The following is a 22226-nucleotide window of genomic DNA, read 5'->3' as shown; positions in this document are numbered from 1 at the left end:
TTGGGTGATACGTCGCCATGAACTGTCCGATGCCGAGTGGGAACTCATGCAGCCGTTGCTTCCTCAGCCCGCGCTGGGGCGGCCACGGCTGGACGACCGGACGGTCCTCAACGGGATCGTGTGGAAGTTCCGCACCGGGGTCGCCTGGCGGGACGTGCCCGAGCGATACGGCTCGTGGGCCAGCCTCCACACCCGGTTCCGCCGGTGGGCGGCGGACGGAACCTTTGACCGGATGCTCCAGGCCGCGCAGGCGCAAGCGGACGCGGCGGGAACCGTTGACTGGCTGGCGTCGGTGGACTCGACCGTCGTCCGGGCCCACCAACACGCGGCCGGGGCCCGAAAAGGGGGCTCCGCAGCCCGGCTCTCGGACGGTCCCGCGGCGGGCTGACCAGCAAGATTCACCTGGCCTGCGACGGATCGGGCCGTCCGCTCGCCTTTGATCTGACGGCGGGAACACCAACGAGTGCACCCAGTTCGCCGCCGTGATGGATGCGATACGGGTGCCCCGCCTCGGTCCGGGCCGACCCCGGACCCGGCCGGACCATGTCATCGGTGACAAGGGCTATAGCTCCATGGCGATCCGGACCTGGCTGCGGCGCCGCGGTATCACACACACGATCCCTGAGCGGTCGGACCAGGTCCGCAACCGTGCCCGGCGCGGCAGTCAAGTGGCCGCCCGCCGGCCTTCGACAAGCAGGTCTACAAGCATCGCAACGTCGTGGAACGCCTTCAACCGCCTCAAGCAGTGGCGCGGCATCGCCACTCGATACGACAAGGCCGCCCAGTCCTACCAAGCAGCCATCACCCTCGCATCGCTCCTCATGTGGGCATGACACTTTGACGACAACTCCTAGTACTCCCCCGGCGCATGATCTGCTGCAGCCGCTCCTCGTCGCACTCGGACGGGGTACGCCACCGCGCCTCCACCTGCCGGACCGGATGGCGCCCGACACCCAACCGGTTCGGCGGTCCTGACCGCGAGCAGCAAGCCGGTGAACCTTCCCGGTCACAGCATTGAGTGGCCTGACAACCGGGTACTCACCTGTTCTTCAGCGGGCCCTGACCCACGTCGCCTCGACGATAGGTCCGTGAGCATTGCCTACAGCCGGTCCAGCGCGATCAGGCGCTCGCGAGATCCAAGGGCTGGGCTCCTGGGATTCACGGTCCGCGCGGGGGTATCAGCCGGCCGTGGAGGCTGTGCCGAGGTCGGTCCAGCCTCCGGCGCCGTCGCCGCCGTTCCAGACCCGCACGGTCGAGGAACCGTCGGCCACGGTCCGGATGTAGTCGCTGTGTCCGTCGCCGTCGAAGTCTGCGAAGGCCACCTGCTGGTGCTCTGTCGTCGTACCCGCCGTGACGGGGCCCGCGGGGACGGACCAACCACCGTGATAGTCGCCGCCGCGGTTGAGGTAGGTGTCCACCGCGCCGTCGGCGCGGACAGCGGAGTAGTCGGCGTATCCGTCCCCGTCGAAGTCCGTCCACCGTACGCGGGTCGGGTCCGTCGTCCCGCCCGTGGCGATGGTGCCGCGGTCCTGCCAGCCTCCCCGGCCGTCGCCGCCCTTGTTGAGGTAGACGGTGACGGGGCCGTCGGGCCGGACCCACGCGTAGTCGGTGCGGCCGTCGCCGTCGAAGTCCACGAAGCGGACCTGGCCCGCGTCCCGGGTCAGGCCGGACGCCACCTTGTCGGCGAGGTCCCAGCCGCCGTGGCCGTCCCCGCCACGGTTGAGGTAGACCGACACCGAGCCCGTCTCCGAGATCAGGACGTAGTCGGCACGGCCGTCTCCGTCCCAGTCGGCGAAGCGCACCCGCGTGCGGTCAGTGGTCATCCCCGTCGCGATCTGTCCGAGGTCCTCCCAGCCGCCCCGGCCGTTACCGCCGCGGTTGAGCAGGACACGCACCGTGCCGTTGTCCTGGACCAGGACCCGGTCGGCGCGGCCGTCGCCGTCCCAGTCCGCCCAGCGCAGCCGGTCGGCGCCGCCCGACTCGGTCCCTGCCCGGCCTCGGTGGGTGCGGACTGCAGTGCCGTCCGCGACAGACCGGTCGATGCCTTCGAAGAACGCGTCGCCCATCTTCCGGTATCCGGCGTCGTTGGGGTGCAGGCCGTCGACCATCTCTCCGCGTACGAGGCCCGGGGCGTCGACGTAGCGGACCTTGGCCCCGGCCTGTGCCTTGGCCGAGACCCACTGCCGCACGGCGGTGTTGAACGCCGGTACTCCGGGCGGTCCGGAGATGGGGATCAGGCCCATTACTACGACGGTGACACCGGGGCGCGCGGCGAGGATCTCGTCGGTCACGGCTGCGAGCCGGGCAGGTGCGTTGGTCTTGTCGGTTCCGCGGTCCAGGTCGTTGATGCCGTGGTGCAGGAGGACGACGTCCGGTTCGGCGCCGCGCACCCAGTCGGTCACCTTGCCCCGGAAGTCGTTGATCATGGTGGCGCCGTGGGCTTCGTTGTCCGAGTCGGGCCCGGAACCAGACTGCCTTGACCCGACGAGATCCGCGCGGAAGCCGTTGTGCGTCTGGGACCTCTGCCACAGCTGTAGGCGGTAGCCGGAATTCGTCGAGCTCTGGTACCCGTCGGTGATCGAGTCGCCCAGCGGCATAACGCGCAGGACCGGGGGTGCGGGGTTGACGGCGGCGGCTGCGGGGGCTGCCGTCGTAATGGTCGCCCCGGCACCCAGGGCGGCGGCCATCGCGAGGGTGGTGATGGTCTGCGGCATGGATCGTTCTGCTTTCTGGTGGTGGTGACTGCGTCGGGCGGGATCGGCTGCGGGGGCGCCGGCGGATCAGGGGCGGTCGGGCAAGGTGCCGAGGTTGATCCAGCCGGCCGGGAAGGGGTCGCCACCGTCGAAGGCGTAGAGGACGGTACGGCCGTCGGCCTGTTGGAGGAGGTAGTCGGCGTGGTGGTCGGCGGTCAGGTCCGCGAGCTGGACTCGTGTGTGGTCGGTGGTCACTCCGGATGCGGTACGGCCGGCCGACTGCCACCCGCCGTGCTGGTCGCCGCCGCGGTTGACGTAGGTCGTCAGGCTGCCGTCGGGGTTGACGGTCCAGTAGTCGGCTCGTCCGTCACTGTCGTAGTCCGCGAGCCGGACGCGGGTGCGGTCGCCGGTGGTGCCCGTGGCGATCCGGCCGAGGTCCGTCCAGCCGCCGGCTCCGGACCGGTCACCGCCGCGGTTGAGGTGCACGTTGATGGCCCCTCCGTCGGCGATGGTCCAGTAGTCGGCCCGTCCGTCGCCGTCGAAATCGGCGAAGCGCACCTGCTGGTGGGCGGTGGTGGTGCCGCCCGCGATACGGCCGATGTGCTCCCAGCCGGCGGGACCGCTGATGTCTCCGCCGCGGTTGAGGTAGGCGGTGACGCTGCCGTCGGGGGCGATGTAGAGGTAGTCGGCGCGCCCGTCGCCGTCGAAGTCGGCGAAGCGGACGCGGGTGCGGTCGGTCGTGACTCCGGTGGCGAGAGGCCCTGTCTCCTGCCAGGTACCAGCTCCGGCGCCAGCGCGGTTGAGGCGGGCCCGGACTTCCCCCGAGTCGGCGATGGTCAGCTCGTCGGTGCGCCCGTCGCCGTCGAAGTCGGCCCAGCGCAGGCGGGCCGTCCCGCCCGACTCCGTGCCGGCCCGGGGGGCCTGCCCGGGCCGCGTCCAGCCGTCCGCGATCGCCGTACGCAAGGCCTCGTCGTAGGCGGTCGCCATTTTGCGGTACCCGCCGTCGCTGGGGTGGAGACCATCGGGCAGCTCGGTGGGTAGGTCAAGGCGCGGGGGCTCCGCATAACGCAAGTGCCTGCCGGATGCGGCGCGTGCGGCCACCGCTTCTTGCAGGGTGGCGTTGAAGACGCGTGTGCGTTCGGTTTGTCCGCGGGTGTCGGTGAGGAGTCCTTGGACGATGACGGTGACGCCGGGCCTGTTGGTGTCGATGCGGTCGATCAGCGCGGTCAGTTCGGCTGATGCAGCGGCGGGGTCAGCGCTGTGGGAGTTGAGGTCGTTGATGCCCAAGTGGAGAAGGACGACATCCGGCGCCGCTGCCGCCTGCCACCGGTCGATGCCGTCGCGGATGGCCTTGATGGTGTAGCCGCTGTGGCCTTCGTTGTCCGGGTCCCGGGTGGTGCCGGAGGAGACGGATCCGACAAAGTCGGGGGTGTAGCCATTCTGAGCCGTGATCAGGTCCCAGAGCGGGGCACGGTAGCCGGCCCGGCCGCTGCTGCCCTCGCCTGCGGTGATCGAGTCGCCGAGCGGCATGATCCGGATCAGCGGTGGCGCGGGCTGCGGCACGGCAGTGGCCGGTGCGGTGCTCAGGCCGAGTGCGGTGGTTGCCCCGAGGATGAGGGCGGTGGCCAGGGACATGCGGCGGTTCATCGCTGATGTGGTCTTCCGGGGGTTGCGGAACGGTGGGGCTCCGTGTGAAGGGTGTGGCAACGGGCGACCGCCTCCTGCTCTGCCGGCGGGCGGGCAGGAGGGGGTCGGTCCCTTCGTGCTGCGGAGGCTGGTGCGGGTCAGCTGCCGTTGATGACCTTGCCGAGGTCGATCCAGCCGTTGCCCTTGTCTCCGCCGTTCCAGGCGAACACCGTCGCACTGCCGCCGGCCCCGGCAAGCACGTAGTCGGCGTGGGTGTCGTTGTTGAAGTCGGCGAACTGCACCATGGTGTGGTCGGTGGTCAGACCGGTGGCGATCTGACCGACGACGCTCCAACCGCTGTTGGGAACGACGTCCCCGCCGCGGTTGAGGTAGAGGTCGACCTTGCCGTCGGGCTTGATGAGGAAGTAGTCGGTCTTGCCGTCACCGTCGCTGTCGGCGAAGCGGACGCGGGCGCGTTCGCTGGTAGACCCCGTGGTGACCTTGCCGGGCGAGGGCCAACCCTGGCCGCCGAGGACGTCGCCGCCGCGGTTGAGGTAGGCGGTCACACCGCCGTTGTTGTCGAAGGCAAGGTAGTCGCTGCGGCCGTCGCCGTCCCAGTCGGCGAATCGGACCTTGGTCGGGTCGTCGGTGACCCCGAGGGCGACCTTGCCGATGTGCTTCCAGCCGCCGCGTGTGTCGCCGCCCCGGTTTAGGTATACCTCGACCGAGCCGTCGGTGTTGATCAGGAAGTAGTCGGCCTTGGCGTCGCCGTCGAAGTCAGCGAACCGCACGCGGTTGCGGTCGTTTGTCAGGCCCGTGGCGACGGCGCCCAGAGACTGCCAGCCAGAGGGGCCGGCGGGGTTGCCTCCGCGGTTGAGCCAGACGGACACGGCGCCGCTGTCGGCGATGCTGAGATAGTCCGGCTTCCCGTCGCCGTCGAAGTCGGCCCAGCGGATGCGGCCGTTGCCGCCCGTCTCGTTCACCGCGCCGCGGCGTGGGATTGTGACCTGTCCGATCCAGGTGCCGAGGCCGTCGACGCGTGCGGCGATCGCACCGGTGCGGGTCTCCGTCGACGGAGTTCCCAAGCAGCCGCCCTGCCAGGAGCGGCTGGCCACCGCGGAGACGGCCCCGGCGGCGGTCAGCAGCGGGCCGCCCGTATCGCCCTTGCAGATCGCGTCGGTACCCTTGCCGGTGACGGACAGGGTGGTGGCGGTCGTCGCGTTCACGGTGAACTGTCCGGTGTGAAGCTGGTCGGTTACCCACTCGGTCTTGGTACGCCCGAAGCCGGCCGCCGTCACATCCGTGTTGGCGACGGGAGCGGAAACGGCGATCTTGGCGGTGGTGATGCCGTCGGCGGGGGTGGCCAGACGGACCAGCGCGGCGTCACGGTCGTCGCGGGGGGCGATCTCCGTGATCTCGAGGACCCGGCCGTCGCTGAGCGTTGCGGCGGCGGCGAGAGCGGGCTTGCCTGCCGATACGGTGCTGCCGGGCGTGGCGGCGAAGCAACTCGTTGCGGTCAGGACCCAGGAGCGGTCGACGAGTACGCCGGTGCACCCCCGGCTGTTCGCCTCGTCGCCGAGACCGATCTGTACGGCGTAGGGGTGCTGGCTGGCGGCGACGCCGGGTCCGGTCACCGCCAGGGCGGGAGAGGCCGGGGTCATGGCCACCGAGGCCACGGCGGTGGCGGCGAGGAGGCCGGTGATGCACGCCGGGCGGGGACGGGGTACGGGCATGATATTCCTTCGGAGCTGGGCCCCGGCACGGGATGTGTACGGGGGTGCCGACCAGGGATCGGCGCGTGGTGTCTGAGGTACGGCCGCCACGGCCACAGGCGCGGCGCCGGGAAGGAAGGGCGGCGGCGGCGCGCCACCCCTTGCCGGCGGTCCGGCCGTCCATCGGGTCAGTGGGAGGCGCTGAGCCAACTGGTGATGGTCGTCGCGGCTTCGCTGCCCGCGTCGTAGAGGCCGTCGAAGCGGTCCCGGAGCCTGCTGGAAAGGACCTTGGTCGGCACGGAGTGCAGGGTCTTCTCGATCAGCCGGCCCTTGCCGAGGGTGATGACGCTGAGCCCCGTGAGGGCGAGGGATTTTTTGAACTCCGCGCTGTTCCATCCGTAGCCCATCCCGTAGCTGACGGTGGCCGCCACGTCGAGGGCGATTGTTGCGCCGCTGGCGTACCCGCTCGCAGCCAGGAGGAAGGGGGCGGCGGGAGCGGTGACCCCGGCGAGTGTGGCTCCCGCGCCGGCGAGGGAGAAGCCGATGCTGATCATCCCCCCCTTGATCGCCGCTTCGTGGAAGGCCTGGGCCCATACCTTCGCGGTATTGGTCTCTGCCGTCTTCACGGAGTCGTGCTCGGCCGCGTCCGCCAGGTTGATTCCGGCAGCCTTTGCCGTACGGATCTCCTCGGCCGCCTTCGCGGCAGCCGCGGCAACCTCCGCCTGCCGCTTCTCCAGCGCGATCTGCCGTGCGGAGCTCGCGGCGGCCGCTGCCGTACGGGCGTCCTGGCCGGCCTGGATGGCGGAGCCGCGCGCCGAGACGGCGGATGCCTGTGCGGAGGTGGCGGAGGCGACCGCGCTGCGCGCCGACTCGAACGCCCGGTTGGCGGAGTAGGTTGCCGAACGCGCCGCGCCGCGGGCGCCGGCAGCCGCCTGCTTGGCCTTGTCGGCCGATACCCGGGCGTTGTGGGCCGACTGCTCGGCCTGGTCGGCGAACCCGGCGGCCTGTCGGGCAGCGGTGGCGGCGTTCACGGCCGCCTGCTTGGCCTTGTCTGCCCACTTCACCGCGTCCGCGGCGGCGTCGCGGGCCTTGGCCGCTGCTTCCTGGGCGCGGGCGGCGTCCTCCTGGGCCTTGTTCGCGATCTTCGCGGCACCAGCGATGGTGCCCTGCATGGCCGCGATGTGCGTGGCAGAGTCGTGGTCGAGCTGCGCGGTCTTGTACTGGGCGTTGAGTATGAAGTTGCGTCGTGTCCAGGCGGGCCCCTCCATCGCCACCTGCGCGAAGGCCTGCGTGTAGGGGCCTGCGGTCCCCAGGAGGGTCGCCGTCGCGACACCGTCGTCCTCCCGCAGTGCCTTCTCGCAACCGCCGGAGAGGAATTCGTACACCGCCTCGGCCGACCCGTCGCTCAGCGCGGCGCTGGCTGCGCTGGCCACCGCGCGTCCGAGGTTCTCGTTCATGATGCGGGCGACGATGACCCGGTTGTCCGTCGCTGCGGCCTTGACCGCGCCGGTGGTGAGGAACTTCGCCCCAGCCTCCGGGTCCGAGCTCGCCAGTGCCGTGGTCGCGGCGGCGGCCACCGCTTCAGGTGAGGTCCTGGCAACGAAGAGGACGGATTCCCTGTCGTCCTGCCGTTGGGCGACCAGGCGGTCGGTCTCGATCCACGCGTGGACATCGGCGTCCCCGCCGGCGACTGCGAACCTCGCCGCCTCCTGCGACCAGGAGCCGCGTGAGCCCATAAGGACGACGGCGGCCTTCCGGCCGAGTGCCGCCGCTGTCGTGGTGTCTCCGGCCCTGAGAGCGGACTCTGCCTGGGCAATGAGGTTCTTTGTCTCCTGGGAGGTCTGCTCGGCCTGCGTCCGCTTGCGATCGGTCTCGGCCCGGTCCCGTGCTTCTTCCTGGAGGAGCTGGCGCATCTCCTCGATGGCCCGCTGCTTCTCCTGGTCGAGGCGCTGCCATTCGGCCTCGCGGGCGGTGCGCTCGACCGTGACAGCCTGTGCCACGGCCTCGGTGGCGAGGTCGGCCGCCTTGGTTGCCTCGTTGGCGAACTGGGTGGATTTGTTGGCGTGGTCCACCGCCTGGCCCGCGTACTGGGCGGCCCACTCAGCGGCGGCCGCGGCCTTGTCCGCATGTGCGGCAGCGCTGTTCGCGTGGTCGCGGGCAGTCCGCGCAGCTGCCGCGGAGGCGCTCGCCAGGCTCTGTGCGGTCCCTGCGGCGTTGGTGGCGATCGTGGCGTTCGCGCCGGCGATCTGCGCCTGGCGCTTGGCCTCGGCCGCCTGTCCCTGCGCCGCTCCTGCGGACGTTGCGGCGGATGCGGAAGCGCTCGCGGCTGCAGAGGCGTTGCGCGCGGCGGATGCGGCGGCGGCGCCGGCACCGGCCGCCCGGACCGAGGACTCGGCGGCGTAGCCGGCGGCCTGGGCCGCGTCGCGCGCCCTGGCCGCGGCGTTGCGAGCGGCCACCGCAGCGCTCTTGGCGGCGTCGGCCATGCCGGCGTCCTTGGACGCGGCGATCGCGGCGTTGTACGCAGCGGCTGCTGCGGAGCCGGCGCTCGCGGCCGCCTGGCTGGCGGCTGCGGCCGCGTTGGAGGCGCGGCGCGATGCCTGGACGGCGGCATGAGAAGCGTTGATGGCCACCCGGGCCGAGTTGGCGGCCCCCTTCGCCGCGTCCCCGGCCTTGCGGGCTGCCTGGCCGGCCTTCGCCACATCGTTCTGTGCGGCCTGGGCTTCGGCTGCGGCTTGTTCCGCGGCCTGCTTGGCCTTGGCGGAGGCTTCGATGGCGCGGGCGGAGGCTTCCTCTGCCTGTTTCGTCTTGTCCTCGGCCTGCTTGCCCTCCCGCTGGACGACGGCGACGAGTTCCTCGATCTTCGTCCGTTCCTGGTCCCGGGCTCGGGCGATGTGCTGGCCGGTCTCCAGGAACCACTCCATGTCCTCATCGGTACCGGACAGGGCCCGGTCACCGTACTTCTGCACTTCGGGGCCGGCGTTCGCCATGAGCGTGGTGACCTCGACGCGCATGTCCTGCAGCCACGCCGGGTACTGCTTCGTGTCGAGGAAGCTCTCCAGGCCGGCCTGGGATCCGTCGTTGAGGGCAGCGTTGCCCGCACGGTTGACGGCCTTGCCTCCCACCGCCATCACCATGGCAGCGCCCACGCGCAGGTCTTCCAGGAGGCCCTTACGGTAGCCGCCGGCGATGTACGCGGCGATCGCGGCGTCGCCGGCCTCGAACGCGGCGGCGGCATCCCGGCGGATGCCCTTGCCTCCTGCGGCGAGGGAGCTCATGAGGGCGACCCGGTTATCCTCCGCCGTCTCCACGGCGAGCTGGACATTCAGGAACCGCTGCACGTCGGCGTCCGTGCCGGTGAGCGCGGCCACGGCAGCGGCCCGTACAGCCTTGCCGCCCAGCATCCACGCCTTGACGACCTTGGCCCGCTCGGTGTCAGGCAGCAGGAACGGGTCAGGGGCATCGTCCTCGGGAGGTGTGTCCGCCCAGGCGGAGGAGGGATTGAGTACGAGGCTGGAAGTGGTGACTACGGCCGAGGTGGCCGCGATGGCGCCGAGAATGCGCCGCCTACTCCAATAGATGGTGTCCAAAACGGTCCTTCGCTATCGGCGCCTGGCGCGCCACAAAACAATGCAGTGCGGTCCAGAGCAGCAAGGAATGAAGCCGCGTCTTACGTGTCGGGATCCTGGTGATCGGACGGTGCCCGGCAGGCGCGCAGCATCACCCTACGCGACTCGACCATCTTTATCCATACGCGAGTTGAGTCGAAATCAACTGTGGTTGTTTGCGATGCTGCTGGATGCCGATTCGCCCCCCGCTCAGCACCGCAAATATGGACGTAACGACACTTATGGATAGAGTCCTGCCGCTTGAAGGGCACGCGATGTGATGCACACCACGCCTTTTTACTCTGTCTCGCGGTGGGGCGCCTCGGCCGATGCGTCGCGATCCCCCGTCATCCGCGTTTTATGAGCTTGCTTTATCTGCTGGCCGTCCGGTTAAGATCCCGTTGGAAGTGGGGGACTTCCACGAGGGAGCAGCCCGTGCAGCTACGTCCATTGGGATATGCAACGGGCCTTCACCTGTGCAGCACACACCTGTTCCGGCGAAGCCGGCAATCCATGCTTGGGGAAAAAATGAAGGAACGCAGGACATTCGTGCGCGTGATGGCCGTGGTTGCCGCGGCTGGCGCTCTGTCATGGCTGGCGGTCGATAGCTCGGCGGGCGGGGGAGGCGCGGCAGCGCACGCGATGCAGTCGGTAGCCGAGGAAGGCCCGGGCTTTGCCATCGAGGACTTCGGCTACCCCAACGCCGACAAGATCCTCGCCGAGAAGAAGATCGTCCTCAAGCGAGGTGACGGCCACATCGTCCTCGCGGAGTGCGGCACACCAGGGCTGTTCGAGGTCTGGTCACGCGACGTGGAACGGGTCTGCTTCAAGGTCTCCGGCTCCAAGGGGTACCTGGCTCTGGAGATCCCTTCCGTCTACACCGTCAAGAGCAGCGGATACTCCGCTCACATCGATATGACCACCGGCACGCAGGAGCAGTCCTTCGACATCCCGAAGGACGTCTGGACATCGGTGGGCGAGAGCACCGACCCGCAGACGCGCGACTTCACCCTCATGGAGATCCGGACCAGCAGGTAGGACGCCGGCATCGAGAAGGGCGGCGCACGCCAGGCAGACCTCGACAGGCGACGGACCCTGGTCCGTCGGTAGCGGTGCGCGGGGCAGGGCGTCCGCGAGCCGCTCCGCGGGGTCCCGGTACTCGGCCTTCGTATCCTGATACGCGGTCACTGCTCGCGCACTCTGCAAAGTCTCTGCCTTCGTGCCGCGGGCGCGGGGGCGCCGGATACGCGGGCCGAAACGCGCTCCGAACACAAAAAACAGGAACCTTGCGGTGAGGACGCAGGTGCCGGCGGCGTGCGAGCCGGTTGACGCCGAGCCGTTCCAACGCCTTCGCGCGGTCACCGAGGTCCAGGGCCTGGGGCGCGAACGGGCCGAAAAACCGGTAACGGATGTGGCGGGAGACAGGCCTCGGCCCGTCGTACGAGCCACCCGGCCGGTACGCGGCTTCGCCGCGGACGGCGTGGCGCCTGTCAGGCCGGCTGCTTTTCGCAGTAGGACTGCGACTTCAAGATGTGGCTCTCGCCTGCGCGCGGAAAACCTGCGCCCGGTGCCTGGCCGCGGCGGCCTCCACCGCGCTCCAGGAGCGCGAGGAGCAGTCGGCTTCACCACACACGACGGACGCGAAAGGACCCTACCGAACCCCCGGCACCGCACACCTGAGGCTACCCAGTTCAGCCGCCGCACGGCATCACAGGAGCAACACAGAGCCGTTCACTTCTACGCCGACGCCGCGGGCCCCGGCCAGGGTTGGCGGCCATCCGGGACCGCTGCCTCGTTACCGGGCTCCGGCCGGCCCCAGCGACGCGGAGGCGGGCCGCGGACTTCGCCACGTCTTCATGGCCCGGGACATCCGGGTCATGAGTTCGCGCTGCCCGGACTCGGCCGCCAGCAACGCGGCCGCCGCCCGGGTACTTTGCTCCCTTCCCACTGGTGTCCTGCGGGCACGGTCGGCAGCCGCGGCCTGGAACATGGCCGCGAGGCCGAGGACCACCGCATCCCCCTCGTCTGCGCCTCGCTCCGCCGCCTCACGCCGAGCGTCCTCGCGCACGTCATCGTCGCAGTAGGCACGCAGTCTCAGCATCTCGTCGCGGATGCCCGTCATGCGGTACACCAGCAACTGCTCGGGGCTGAAACGCCAAGGCGCGGCGGCAAGAGCGCGCCTCCCCTTGGCGTCGTCGGGCGACCGGACTGTTCGCCAGAGTGGTCCGAGGGACGCGAAGGCGCACCACGGGCGCCACACTCGCTCTATCAGCCACGGCGCGAACACCGGCAGCAGGAACCCGATCATGCTCGCAATGGCGTTGAAGGGGATGAAGCGTTGCGCGACCTCGTTCAGCGCGTCCCAGTCGCCTCCCGACCAGCGACGTAGGACGGCTCCGAGCTTGAGCACGCCGAAGGCGGTGTTGGCCAGGAACGCGAAAATCAGGAAGGACAGCCCGATCCGCAGGGATCGGACGGTCACGGACGCACGGGTATCCCGTGCTCCCCGAACCTGCTGGCGCATGCGCCGCGCCCATGTCCAGCACAGAACTGCCGTGGCGCAGGCCGTGACGGTGTGCGTGAGCAGGTACAGGACAATCATTTCGCGGATGTAGGGGGTGGTCGCATAGTAGGTGTCGAAGTCTTTGGTCCGCTCGACCGGTGCCTCCCCCAGGGAGAAGCAGACCACGATGGCCGCGGCAACCGGGCAGCAGGTCCACGTCCAGACGCGGATGCGGCGCCGCGTGCGGGTATCGGCTGTCGAGTCCGCGCGCCAGTTCTCCATCAGCACCAAGCTGGTGCATGAGTAGGCCGCCAGGATGCAGTACACCAGCGGCGCCGAAAAGTTGCTGATTCCGGTGAACCGGTTGAGCGCCACGATAGTGGGCGGCGCGGAGAACACGTGCGCGGCCCCGCCCAGGGCGAGCAACCCATTCACGCCGCGGACCATCGGCCTGCGCCACCCCCGCATCAGCGCGGGAAGTTTGGCCAGCAGGACCACACCGATAACGGCGGCCGCCATGTAGTTATTGACGCCCTCGTCCACGGTCATCCTTCCAGTGACGCCCAAATCCGGCCGGCTACACCGTCGGCGGGTCTGCCCCCGACACTGCCGTCAAGGTATGGCCGGAGCTTGGCGGCCAGCATGTGGCCGAACCTCTCAGCCCGCCGTTCCTCGTCCTGGTCGGGATTCGTTCGCGCGGCAACGTGGGCAACGGCGTCCTCGACCCTCCACCGATCGCCGAGCATGCGCGCGGCGGCTACCGCCCCCGCGGCGCTGCCGTGATGACCGCAACGTCCCTCCTTGCGGTGCCACAGTTCATGTCCCATGATCACGATCTGGTGCAGAGGCGAAGTGTTCGCCTCTACGACGATCAGGTCGTGGTCACCCATGTCGAGCCAGAGCCCGCTGACCGTGTCGGGGGGAAACGGCTCAAACATCAGTCGCACCTCCCGCCCCCCGCTATCGGTCAGGTACGAGCACATCCTCCGCAGCAGCGCGTCCGGTCCATCCTGGACCCGACCGTCCGCCCCCACGCCTACGGCGGCTACTAATTCGTCACGATGACGCTTCATGTCGCGGGAGATTCCCACCGCGTCCCCCCTGTCCCCTCCGTGGACGTACCGGCACCCCGAAACGTCCTTTCCCATACCAACAACAGGTGGCCGTAGTCTCCCCGAGGCCGTGACCCACACCGGTCAATCTGCCACGGGCAGCTAACTATCCGCGTCCGCCCGATTCTCCCGCGCGCGTTCCTCGCGCGAGCGCCTCGCGATGGACTCGATGAGCGCGATGATGGGCTGGGCGGTGTCCTCCGGCACATCTGCCAGAGCGCGCGCCGCGTAACCGACAATCCCAAGCTCGGACCTCAGGTACCCGGTGGGATCGGCCTCTTTGAGGGCCGCGAGGTCCTTGTCCTGGCGCTCCACCGTGCGCTCCAGGAGATCCATGTGAATCTGCTGTAGCACCCGGTCCAGGGCCCTCGCCGGCGGATCCACCAGGAATTCGATCCGCTCCCCGAAGAAGGCAGCGATCCCGGCCGCATGGTCGAGGTTCGGCGCCTTCCCCGTCTTGATCATCTTGTCGAGCCACTGCGCACTCGTACCTGCCCCCGCCGCGATCTCCGCGAGCGTGTAGCCAATGCGGCCGCCGCCCTCAAGCGTCCTCAGGCGAGTTCGTCTCAAGAACAGGATCCTTGCGACGATCTGCCGATGACGCTCCTCTACCGGATCCACGGGGCCACCCCCTGTCGCGGCGGACGGGAGCGGCTCACCGCGCAGCAACGCTTCGACGTCCTGGACCGGGAGCCCCGAGGCGTACGACAGCCCGCCCTCCCCCTCGATACGCAGTACGTCGGCCCGCTCGCGTCCGGCCCGTTCGGCCAGAGAGACGATCCGCTCGACCGTAGCCGCAAGATCGAGAGATGTGTCCTCACCCACGCTGACTCCCTCCCCTTGATCCCGCCTGGCGTACCGAAAGCGCGGCGCGACGGCATGCTCCGCTGATGTCAACCGAAGATTACCGGCATCAACGGGAACTCGGGCTTCACCTCACGGCTGACGACCACCAGGCCTCCCAGCACCTGCGGCGAGATGCCGTGCAAGCACACTCGATGGGGTAACGGGGGCGGGGCGGCTAGGCCGTTTCCTTTGGATCATCTCGCTGACCAGATGAAGATGGCGGCGAGGTGGAGTCCGGCGAGGTAGATGGTGGCGGTCTTGTCGTAGCGAGTGGCCAGGCCGCGCCATTGCTTGAGCTTGTTGATGCAGCGTTCGACGGTGTTCCGTTGCTTGTAGGCCTCGCGGTCGAAGGCCGGTGGCCTGCCGCCGCGGCTGCCGAGACGCTTGCGGTTGGCGGCCTGGTCGGAGGGCTGTGGGATCACCGCCCGGATCCCGCGCCGACGGTCGGCAACGGCTGTCGGCGGCCAGATGGATTTTCGTGGTCAGTCCGCCGCGGGACCGTCCGAGGGCATGGTCGGCGGGTCGCCGGCCGGAACCCCTTTTGACGGGCCCCGGCGGCGTGCTGATGAGCCCGGACGATGGTGGAATCGACGGCGACGACCCAGTCGAGGTCCCCTTCGATGTCGGCCTGGGCGATCAGCGCGGTGAAGACCTTTGCCCAGGTGCCGTCCGCGGCCCACATGCGCAGGCGGTTGTGGGCGCCCTTCCATGAGCCGAAGTGCTCGGGCAGGTCCATCCACGGAGTGCCGGTGCGGTACTTGAAGGCGATCGCGTCGATCACCTGCCGGTGATCCCGCCATCGCCCGCCCCGCCTCGGTGTCCGCTCCGGTAGCAACGGCTCGACCCGCGCCCACTGCGCGTCAGTCAACGACACACATCAACCAACGATCAGATGATCCGAAGGAAACGGCCTAGCAATCATCAGCAGGACGGATACAAGGCACACCTCGTAGTCGAGCCCGAGACCGGCCTGTTCACCGCCGTCGCGCTGCGTCCCGGCTCAGGGGCCGAAAATCAAGAGGCGGCCGTTGGCCTGGACCTGCTCGACGACGAAGAAACAGCCGGTTCACGCCTTCGGCGACACCGCCTACTCCACCGGCGACGCCTGCCGAGCGGGCCGGGCACCGGCTGTTCCTCAAGCCTGCCCCACTGCGGGCGGCCGTTCCCGGCGGTTTCACCCTCGACGACTTCGCCATCGACACCGCCTCGGCGACCGTGACCTGCCCCCAAGGGCACAACGTCACGCTCTCCGGTCCCGGCGGCCAGCACCATCAGCGCAGAGCCACCTTCAAGGGCCTGTGCACCGGATGCCCCCTGCGCGAGCGGTGCACCAAGGCCGCAGCGGGCCGGGTCCTGACCATCCGCCCCCACCAGACCAGCAGGCGGCCGCCCGCCAGCAGGCCGCCACCGACCCCGACTGGCAAGCCGACTACCGCCGCTTGGGGCCCCCGTCGAACGCGCAGTCGCCTGGATCGTCCACCCAGGCAACCGCAGGCTCCGATACATCGGCACCATCAAAAACGACACCTGGCTCCACACTCGAGCAGCCGCCCCTCAACCTCCGCCGACTGATCAACCTCGGACTCACCCACACCAACGGCACCTGGCACCTCGCCCCAGCCGGCACCTGAGCACGAGGGCCTGCCCGGACTCCGGCCGGACAGCCCCCCATCAAGATCTTCATCAGCCTTCTAGGTCTCGTGGCAGGTGAGCGGGATCGGCCCGACCGGGGCGGGATGGCGGGCGTGTTCACTCTCCACCCGCGCGAACCGGCCCGCTATCCGGCCCATCAAGAACTCGAACGCCTAAGCGAGCGGTAGCCGCAGCCTTCCCGCAGTCAGTCCACCAGCAGGAGCACGGTCTACCGCTGCAGTATCAAGTCGCGCTGATACCGCGGGCCTGTCTTACCACCGAGATCGGCCGGGTCGACCGGGTCAACCAGGACAAACCCGGCCTTGATCAGTACCCTCTGGGACGCGACATTCTCGTGGGAGGTGCCCGCCCAAAGGGTGCGCAACCCGTGCCGTGCCACCGCCAGCCGGCACAGTTCCCGGACGGTCGCGGTCGCCACGCCGCGGCCGGCGACGTGCTGCGCGACCCGGTAACCGACCTCAGCAGTGCCGTTCTCGAGGTCGTACAGGTTGAACCGGCCCAGAACCGAGCCGTCCTCGGCAACGAGCACGTAGAAGGCGCAGATGCCGGCTCCCTGCTCGGTCAGCAGGGCGCTGTACCGGTCGGTGAACCTGTCGAAGAAGTCCTTGCCGCGGTCGGGGACCGAGGCAGCGAAGTAGGCGCGGTTCGCCAGCTCGAAGGCCAGGACCGCCGGGGCATGGCCGGCATGCAGCCGCTTCAGCTTGGGCACTGCCCGACCCTAACCGGATGGTGCGATCAGATCATCTGAGTTTCCGCCGGCGGCAGACAATCCCAAGAGGTCGCCGCGGACGTCATCTACATCCCAGTTCGCTGAAAATCGCCTCCACGGGCTACGCCGGCGGTGTGTCTGGCGGCCCCCTCCTTCGCAACTTCGACGGCAAGCGCGGAGACGCGATCGGCGTCATCGGTGGATGGAAGACAGGCGGCACCATCGACGACGAGTCCTACTCCTCCCAGTTCGACGCGGACATCATCCGCGTCTACAACCAGGCAGTGAACGACTACGCGCCCGACAGCCGCAGCAGGCTTCGCGGCCGCGGCAAACGGCGCTGTCCGTCCGGACGACCCCTGTGCCAACGTGTGTGGACCAGAGCTGTACCGACGTAGCCACTAAATCCTCCTGACGGTGGGGGCTTCGCCTGGACCGGAGCCCCCCCACTGCACGAACCAAGGACACCGCCGTGCGCATACCGAAGCTCCTCGTCCTCCTGGCTGTCGCCACCGCTCTCGCCGGATGCACCGGGCAGGGGGTTGACCCAGCCCCCGAGGCGGTGTCGGAGCCGGACGACGCCCTGCAAAGTGCCCAAGCGGCCCTGAAGGACGATCACGCCTCAGCGCAACGTGTGCGGTTCGGTTCTCCCCACGTCGGTTCGGGCATGAACGAGAAACTGGAGACGAGCGGCGAGAAGCCCTACCGTCTCGATATCGTCTGCGACAGCACGGACGTGCGTAAGGTGACGGTCTCCATCACCCGGGAAGCTTCGAAGAAACAAGTCGACGTCACCTGCGCGGGTACCGCGCGCAAGCTCCCGGCACGCATCACCTTCCCCGCCGGCCCGCCCGTCACGATGACAGCCGCACCAGCGTCCGGCGACCCCATGGGCCTTATCGTCTGGGAGCTCAACACCCTCGACCCCACGAAGGTGCAGGGCTGTGCCAACGAGATCGTGGGCTGCTGACGAGCCCAAAGGAGCGGAGAGGCGTACCGCCGCATGTTCTGCGGAGCTGAAGCGTGAGCTACGAGCTCATCTGGACCTGAAGAATTCTCAAGCGCCCAGGACCTGCCCGGTACATCTCCACCGTGAGCATCGCCAAGCCACCCGTTCATGCTCATGCTCATGCTCATGCCGAGAGTCGTCCAACATGGGGTCCGCTCCGCTCCCCCACCCTGTCTTTTTGGGCATCCATCGATGTCTCCCTTTCGAAACTCGATCCGACTGGCTCATCTTGTCTGCACTCAAGGGTGAACTCTGCGCATGGCTGCTGAGCCTGTGGGCACCTCCCATCCATCCTGGCTACGGGTTAGCACCAAGAGCCAGCTCATGGGGACCACAGGCGCTCACGCTGTACTCGCCAGCGTCGAGATATCGGGATGCACTACGTCGCCGCAGCCCAGTACTTCGCCCGCGAGGGCCACCTCACGGTGCCCCGCAAGCACGTCGAGACCATCACCCTCGGCGGCGACGGCCAGGCCCAGCGGGACGTCCCGCTGAAACTCGGGACGTGGGTCGACAACCAGCGCCGCCGGGCCGCCACGCTGTCCCCGGAGCGGATGGAGCAACTCTCCTCGATCGGAATGCGCTGGGCTTAGTCGAGTGTCAGTAGGTTCCAGGGCTCGCGATCGAGTGGCGCGGCGCGGCGGCTCCGCCGGTGGACCCGCGCAGTGGTGGGCCGGCCCGGCCCACCAAAGGTCTCAGCGACGGGTGGTGTACATGTGCAGGATGTCGCCCATGGGCTCTTCCGTGCCGTCGGACTTCTTCCGGATGCCGGGGGCCGTGTTGAAGCGCAGCGTGGGCCCCCGCCTGCTCAGTTGGACCTTGTCGAGCGCGGTGTGCCGGTCCGGGTGCCCAACGATGACCTGCTCGCAGCTGTCCGTGAGGTCCTGGTTGCAACTGATCACTCGGCTGAGCTTGACCTCTTCCGCGGAGGTGCCTTGGCCGGGGATGAGCACGAGCTGGGCCGTGGGACTGACCGGGAACCTAATCTCATGAGCGCCCTCTAGGCCGAACCCTTGGTAGGTGTCACTCCGGGTTTCCGGGCGCCAGAGTACGAGCGGGGCGTCGGAGGTGAGGAAGTTCGGCTTGCGGCTGGTCTCGAGTCGCCAGTGCCGAGCGCGGTACTGCGGGAGGCACACCCGGACGGAGCCGAGCGTCACGGCAACCGCTTCGTCGTGAGTGGTGTCGTTGCCGTCGTTCATCGCTCGCGCACCGTGGTAGTAGTCCCAGGCGCCTTGGGCTTCGGCCGCCCGTGGTGGGTGACCGAGATGCTTGTGTGTGAGGTACTTGGTCATCAGCGCCAGGTCCACCTCGCGTCCGTTCGCGTAGGCGGTGACGTTGCGTCCGAAGAGCGGGCCCGTGCGCTGCCGCGGGGTCCGGGCCATCTGCACAGCCAGGTAGAGGCAGAGGAGCTCGCGGTCGTCGGTACCGACGGCCGGAGGCATGCCCGTCTCGTCTATTCGGCGCAGGGCGTCAAGGCCCTGCGCCTCCAGGCGGCTGAGCTCATGCTCGATGGCCGTGGAGGGCATGCCGTTCTCGTCGGTCATCGTGTAGAAGCCGGTCTCGGCTGCGACGTTCTTGACGTTGGCGAGGTGCGTCTTCGGCGGGCATCGGCGCCTCACCCTGACCATGTCGCCTCGCCCGAATCGTGCCAGGTAGCTCTGAGGCACATAGTGGTGGAGTTTCGGTGCAGACACGAGACTCAGCGTAAGCGGCCCGGCGGCGAGCAACCTCGGAATTTCCCGGCACGTAGACGACATAGCCGCATGACGTGGTCGTTCGCGAGCCGATGCTGACAGTGAACCGGAGGACATCCCGCCGGACGACCGTGGAATCGCGTGGGCCGCGCACGCGCCTCAGTCGGTCAACCTCAAGGCCCACGTCGACGGGCCGCACGAATTCCGCGCGGCCCGTCGTTGTGGCGCAGTCAGGCGATGACGCCCGCGATGAAGACGATGAACGCTCCCACGCCGAAGCAGACGAAGGAGCACTGCACGTAGCGGTGCTTGCGCCAGGCGATCTCGCTCATCTTGATGAGCTGCTGGCTGAGCACCGGCAGGACGTCGGTGTGCTGCAGGGCCGTCGCCAGTTCCGTGACCTCGCGGTGCCGGAGGTGCCCGAAGTAGATGAAGTGGTTGGGTGCTTCCGCTTCGAGGTCCTTCGACGAGCGGAGCCGGGGGACGACCACCAACATGGCCCAGACTCCGCCGACCAGGATGATGACTGTGCCGATCCACAGCGGCACACGGGCGCTCCAGCCGTGAAGATCAGCGAACAGGCGGTCGTCTGCCGACAGCGCGATGATCCCGGCCGTGGCGGCGGATTCGAGGGTAAGGGCGAAGGACGCCTTGGCATCGACCCGGGCCGTCCAGTCTCCGAGCGCGCCGTGGATCCGCCAGGCGGTGTCCACCGCCTCGGAGGGCGCGGTCATACGGACCACCAGTAGCTGGAGCGGTAGATCGTCATCCATTCACCACCGATCTGGGGCCTGTAGGAGTTCCACATGTCCACCCCTTTGCAGAGCTTGGAGTCCTCGTTGAGCCACCCGTAGACGTCGGCGGTGATGTACGTCCTGTATCCGTAGCCCGGCTCGCGGATGTCGCTGAGTTTGGCGGCCACGTTCGGAGCTCGGCCGATCGAGACGAGGTCGCTGCTGTCCCGGACACCGGCACGAGCGATGAACGCTTCGCCTGACGCGATGCCCACACACATCTCCGGGACGAAACCGCCGCTCTTCAGTTCCGGCAGCTCGGCGTACAGGGCTGACTTGACGATCTCGTCGATCGCGTAGTGGATCTGGAGCCCGACCTTCGCGACATCCGAGTTCTTCGAATTCCCGATGAAGATTCCCATGACGCGGTCACCGTCGTAGCTGCGGATCTCGCCGCCCTGCCGCTTGATGATCGTGGACGCTGTCCGCAGAGAGGCTCGGATGACCTTGCCGGCGATGTCGGCCTGGGCGCCGCCCTTGCCCGGCGCACCCCACGTGCCGGTAGCGGGCAGCGGGACCTCCGTCGCGTACGAGGCGATCGCGCCGATACCGGCCGGGGCGTCGACGGCGGCCTGCGCGGCCGCCTTGGCTTCGGCCGGCTCCCCGGTGAGCAGCCGGAGGTCGGGCTTGGGGCGGAGCATGGCGATGACGGTCTCGTTGACGGCCATGGGGTGGGTGGCCCCGCTGGAGCCCGCACCGCGAGCGGTGGAGCCCATCTCCGTGAGCGGGCGTCCGAGCTCGTAGGAGGCGGCTTCCAGGCCCTTGGTGGTCAGGTTGCGCAGCGTCTCCCCCACCCGGGTGGTGCCGCCGTTCTCGGCGAGACCATGCTTGCGCAGATCGGAGAGCGCACCCGCGTGCGAGGCGGTACGGGCAGTCTTGCGCTCGGAGGCGGTCGCCTTCATGGTGTGCCGGTAGGTCAGGTGCGGTGCAGCGATCCGCTGGATCTGATCGGCCGTAGCCACCTTCAGCACCCCCAGCACGCGCAGCACATCGCCCCGCAAGTCATTCGAGGATCCCGCCGGATTCGTCAGCCGCTTGCCTGCCATCAGCCCCGCCCCTTCGCCGTACGCGACCAGCTGCACCGGTCGGCCGCAAGCCGAACCTGCCTGGTCCGGGAGGGCGCCGGGCCCCCCTGGAACCCGATGATCTCCTCCCACACGGACAACAAGAGGGGAGAAGAGGGGTGTGACGTCGTAGTCTTCACGCTGATTCGCGTGCCCCAAGGAGGAACTGAAGTGCCCCCTCAAGGAGCCCACTTCCGCTTGCCCAACCAGTGCAGGGCTTGCCCGCGTCCAGCCCGGCGCCCGGCGGGGCCGGCGGCCGGGTGCCGTCTGCCGGGTGGCAGTGGATCGTCGCCATCGTCGTGTCTCCTTCTCGTCATTCACCGCCCCACACCGGGGCCGAGGAGGGAGAGCGTGCAGGGGGACCCCTTGACCGTTGTCTGACGGTCGCCCGTCGCAGGGCAGGTCAAGGGGAGATGCGGCGTTCGCGGCCGTGCGGTCGACCTGGTCAAGGGGGGCAGCGGGGGGAGCCAGCGTCGAGTGGGGCGCTGGTCAAGGGGGTCCGGTAAGGCCCCTTGTCCGCAGGGTCTGTCCATTTCCGAGGGGAGGAGAAATCTCGGGCCGCTGTCCACAGGCGGATTCCTTCAACCTCAGGGGGTCGCCGTGATGCCCACGGCGGCTGACAGTTGAGGAGACCTCCATGCCGTACCTGATACCAGGCCGCACCCCGCTCACTCCGGAGGAAGTTGACCGCGCTTTCGACTACCTCCTCGCTCTGCAGATGGGCGGCGGGAACTACGCCTCCGGCCGCACGCCGGCCACTCCGGAGCTGGCCTGCCTACTGCTGCGACTCGCCGAGAACATCGTCTTCCCCGGGCATAGCAAGGTGGCGGAGCAATTCTTGGGAGTATTCGTCGGGGGCAGTCCGTGATCAGCGGTGCAGGAAGCCGCCTACAACCGCCAGTGATGTGCCCAGGCCAAGGTGCGCGACGATCAGCAGCACCCACTCCATGGGGGGCATACGCCACCGGCTGCGGGCTGTCAGCCGCCACTCGTACGTCGCGGAGCCGATGGCAAGGCCGAGCAATGGAGCCCAGAGGAAGGCCCACCAGGACCAGGTGTCAGTGAGGCGGAGCAGCAGGGACAGTGCGCCGATGAGCGCCGCAGTCACGAACCAACCTGGCTTCTGCTCCCTTTCGCCGGCGTGCGGCACGGCTGAAGAGGTGTTCAACGTCGCATGTCCTCTCGGGTTCGCGGATGGGATGCCGC

General features: G+C 68.8%; 21 protein-coding genes and 1 pseudogene. 9 read left to right on the top strand and 13 right to left on the bottom strand.

Annotated features, from left to right (window positions below):
* Positions 1 to 4 precede the first annotated feature (4 nt).
* Both AMK16_RS38600 and AMK16_RS38595 read left to right on the top strand, forming a co-directional pair.
* Positions 5 to 388, top strand: a complete 384-nt coding sequence (locus AMK16_RS38600; RefSeq protein ID WP_073919987.1) for an IS5 family transposase — start codon at positions 5 to 7, stop codon at positions 386 to 388.
* Positions 389 to 485: 97 nt separating this feature from the next.
* A complete protein-coding gene (locus tag AMK16_RS38595) occupies positions 486 to 833 on the top strand; it encodes a transposase (RefSeq protein WP_443333610.1) in 348 nt (115 codons plus the stop codon).
* A 345-nt stretch (positions 834 to 1178) separates the two neighbouring features.
* Here the strand turns inward: AMK16_RS38595 and AMK16_RS27395 are convergent, their stop codons facing one another.
* From AMK16_RS27395 to AMK16_RS27380, 4 genes are all read right to left on the bottom strand, one after another.
* Entirely contained in the window at positions 1179 to 2714 is a 1536-nt protein-coding gene (locus AMK16_RS27395; protein WP_073919986.1) for an FG-GAP-like repeat-containing protein, read from the bottom strand.
* Between the two features lie 66 nt (positions 2715 to 2780).
* Positions 2781 to 4340, bottom strand: a complete 1560-nt coding sequence (locus AMK16_RS27390) for an FG-GAP-like repeat-containing protein (RefSeq protein ID WP_073919985.1) — start codon at positions 4338 to 4340, stop codon at positions 2781 to 2783.
* A 137-nt stretch (positions 4341 to 4477) separates the two neighbouring features.
* Entirely contained in the window at positions 4478 to 6052 is a 1575-nt protein-coding gene (locus AMK16_RS27385) for an FG-GAP-like repeat-containing protein (protein WP_073919984.1), read from the bottom strand.
* A 167-nt stretch (positions 6053 to 6219) separates the two neighbouring features.
* On the bottom strand, positions 6220 to 9618 hold the full coding sequence (locus AMK16_RS27380; RefSeq protein ID WP_073919983.1) for an ALF repeat-containing protein: 3399 nt from the start codon (positions 9616 to 9618) through the stop codon (positions 6220 to 6222).
* A 660-nt stretch (positions 9619 to 10278) separates the two neighbouring features.
* On the opposite strand from AMK16_RS27380, the gene AMK16_RS27375 reads away from it, so the two are divergent.
* Entirely contained in the window at positions 10279 to 10674 is a 396-nt protein-coding gene (locus AMK16_RS27375; RefSeq protein WP_079191754.1) for a hypothetical protein, read from the top strand.
* Positions 10675 to 11431: 757 nt separating this feature from the next.
* Here AMK16_RS27375 and AMK16_RS27370 read toward each other — a convergent pair.
* The 4 genes and pseudogenes from AMK16_RS27370 to AMK16_RS34475 form a co-directional block, all read right to left on the bottom strand.
* Positions 11432 to 12688 carry a DUF6545 domain-containing protein gene (locus tag AMK16_RS27370; protein ID WP_073919981.1) on the bottom strand — a complete coding sequence of 419 codons (1257 nt, stop codon included), beginning with the start codon at positions 12686 to 12688 and terminating at the stop codon, positions 11432 to 11434.
* A complete protein-coding gene (locus AMK16_RS27365; RefSeq protein ID WP_242438932.1) occupies positions 12685 to 13077 on the bottom strand; it encodes a toxin-antitoxin system, toxin component in 393 nt (130 codons plus the stop codon). The genes AMK16_RS27370 and AMK16_RS27365 overlap by 4 nt, the downstream gene beginning before the upstream one ends.
* A gap of 276 nt (positions 13078 to 13353) precedes the next feature.
* Positions 13354 to 14076 (bottom strand): hypothetical protein, encoded by a 723-nt coding sequence (locus tag AMK16_RS27360; protein ID WP_073919980.1) that lies wholly within the window; start codon positions 14074 to 14076, stop codon positions 13354 to 13356.
* 215 nt (positions 14077 to 14291) lie between these two features.
* A pseudogene (locus tag AMK16_RS34475) lies at positions 14292 to 14971 on the bottom strand (IS5 family transposase).
* An 18-nt stretch (positions 14972 to 14989) separates the two neighbouring features.
* On the opposite strand from AMK16_RS34475, the gene AMK16_RS37660 reads away from it, so the two are divergent.
* Complete coding sequence (locus AMK16_RS37660; RefSeq protein WP_242438931.1) at positions 14990 to 15316, top strand: transposase; 327 nt, start codon at positions 14990 to 14992, stop codon at positions 15314 to 15316.
* Positions 15313 to 15669, top strand: a complete 357-nt coding sequence (locus AMK16_RS36340; protein ID WP_158071250.1) for a transposase — start codon at positions 15313 to 15315, stop codon at positions 15667 to 15669. The genes AMK16_RS37660 and AMK16_RS36340 overlap by 4 nt, the downstream gene beginning before the upstream one ends.
* A 289-nt stretch (positions 15670 to 15958) precedes the next feature.
* On the opposite strand, the gene AMK16_RS27335 is transcribed toward AMK16_RS36340, so the two are convergent.
* Positions 15959 to 16459, bottom strand: a complete 501-nt coding sequence (locus AMK16_RS27335; RefSeq protein WP_073919979.1) for a GNAT family N-acetyltransferase — start codon at positions 16457 to 16459, stop codon at positions 15959 to 15961.
* Positions 16460 to 16593: 134 nt separating this feature from the next.
* Between AMK16_RS27335 and AMK16_RS35965 the strand changes: the two genes are divergently transcribed.
* The 3 genes from AMK16_RS35965 to AMK16_RS27325 all read left to right on the top strand — a co-directional run bounded on the left by AMK16_RS35965 (position 16594) and on the right by AMK16_RS27325 (position 18061).
* Positions 16594 to 16857 carry a hypothetical protein gene (locus AMK16_RS35965; RefSeq protein ID WP_143196893.1) on the top strand — a complete coding sequence of 88 codons (264 nt, stop codon included), beginning with the start codon at positions 16594 to 16596 and terminating at the stop codon, positions 16855 to 16857.
* Between the two features lie 74 nt (positions 16858 to 16931).
* The gene (locus AMK16_RS27330; RefSeq protein ID WP_073919978.1) at positions 16932 to 17429 is read left to right on the top strand and encodes a hypothetical protein; all 498 of its coding nucleotides are present in this window, start codon (positions 16932 to 16934) and stop codon (positions 17427 to 17429) included.
* 413 nt (positions 17430 to 17842) lie between these two features.
* Positions 17843 to 18061, top strand: a complete 219-nt coding sequence (locus AMK16_RS27325; protein WP_079191752.1) for a Helicase associated domain protein — start codon at positions 17843 to 17845, stop codon at positions 18059 to 18061.
* Between the two features lie 102 nt (positions 18062 to 18163).
* Here AMK16_RS27325 and AMK16_RS27320 read toward each other — a convergent pair whose 3' ends face one another.
* From AMK16_RS27320 to AMK16_RS36760, 3 genes are all read right to left on the bottom strand, one after another.
* Positions 18164 to 19162, bottom strand: coding sequence for a DUF4238 domain-containing protein (locus AMK16_RS27320; protein ID WP_158071249.1), 999 nt, complete (start codon positions 19160 to 19162; stop codon positions 18164 to 18166).
* Positions 19163 to 19392: 230 nt separating this feature from the next.
* The gene (locus AMK16_RS27315; protein ID WP_079191750.1) at positions 19393 to 19896 is read right to left on the bottom strand and encodes a Pycsar system effector family protein; all 504 of its coding nucleotides are present in this window, start codon (positions 19894 to 19896) and stop codon (positions 19393 to 19395) included.
* Positions 19893 to 21002, bottom strand: a complete 1110-nt coding sequence (locus AMK16_RS36760) for a hypothetical protein (protein ID WP_199885600.1) — start codon at positions 21000 to 21002, stop codon at positions 19893 to 19895. The genes AMK16_RS27315 and AMK16_RS36760 overlap by 4 nt, the downstream gene beginning before the upstream one ends.
* Before the next feature lie 655 nt (positions 21003 to 21657).
* Between AMK16_RS36760 and AMK16_RS27305 the strand changes: the two genes are divergently transcribed.
* Positions 21658 to 21888, top strand: a complete 231-nt coding sequence (locus tag AMK16_RS27305; RefSeq protein WP_073919975.1) for a hypothetical protein — start codon at positions 21658 to 21660, stop codon at positions 21886 to 21888.
* Here the strand turns inward: AMK16_RS27305 and AMK16_RS27300 are convergent, their stop codons facing one another.
* The gene (locus tag AMK16_RS27300; RefSeq protein WP_143196892.1) at positions 21889 to 22128 is read right to left on the bottom strand and encodes a hypothetical protein; all 240 of its coding nucleotides are present in this window, start codon (positions 22126 to 22128) and stop codon (positions 21889 to 21891) included.
* Positions 22129 to 22226 lie beyond the last annotated feature (98 nt).

Source organism: Streptomyces sp. CB00455 (assembly GCF_001905445.1).
In the GTDB taxonomy this organism is placed as follows: domain Bacteria; phylum Actinomycetota; class Actinomycetes; order Streptomycetales; family Streptomycetaceae; genus Streptomyces.
The sequence above is the reverse complement of the archived record's forward strand: the minus strand, read 5'-3'. Positions and strand labels throughout refer to the sequence as shown.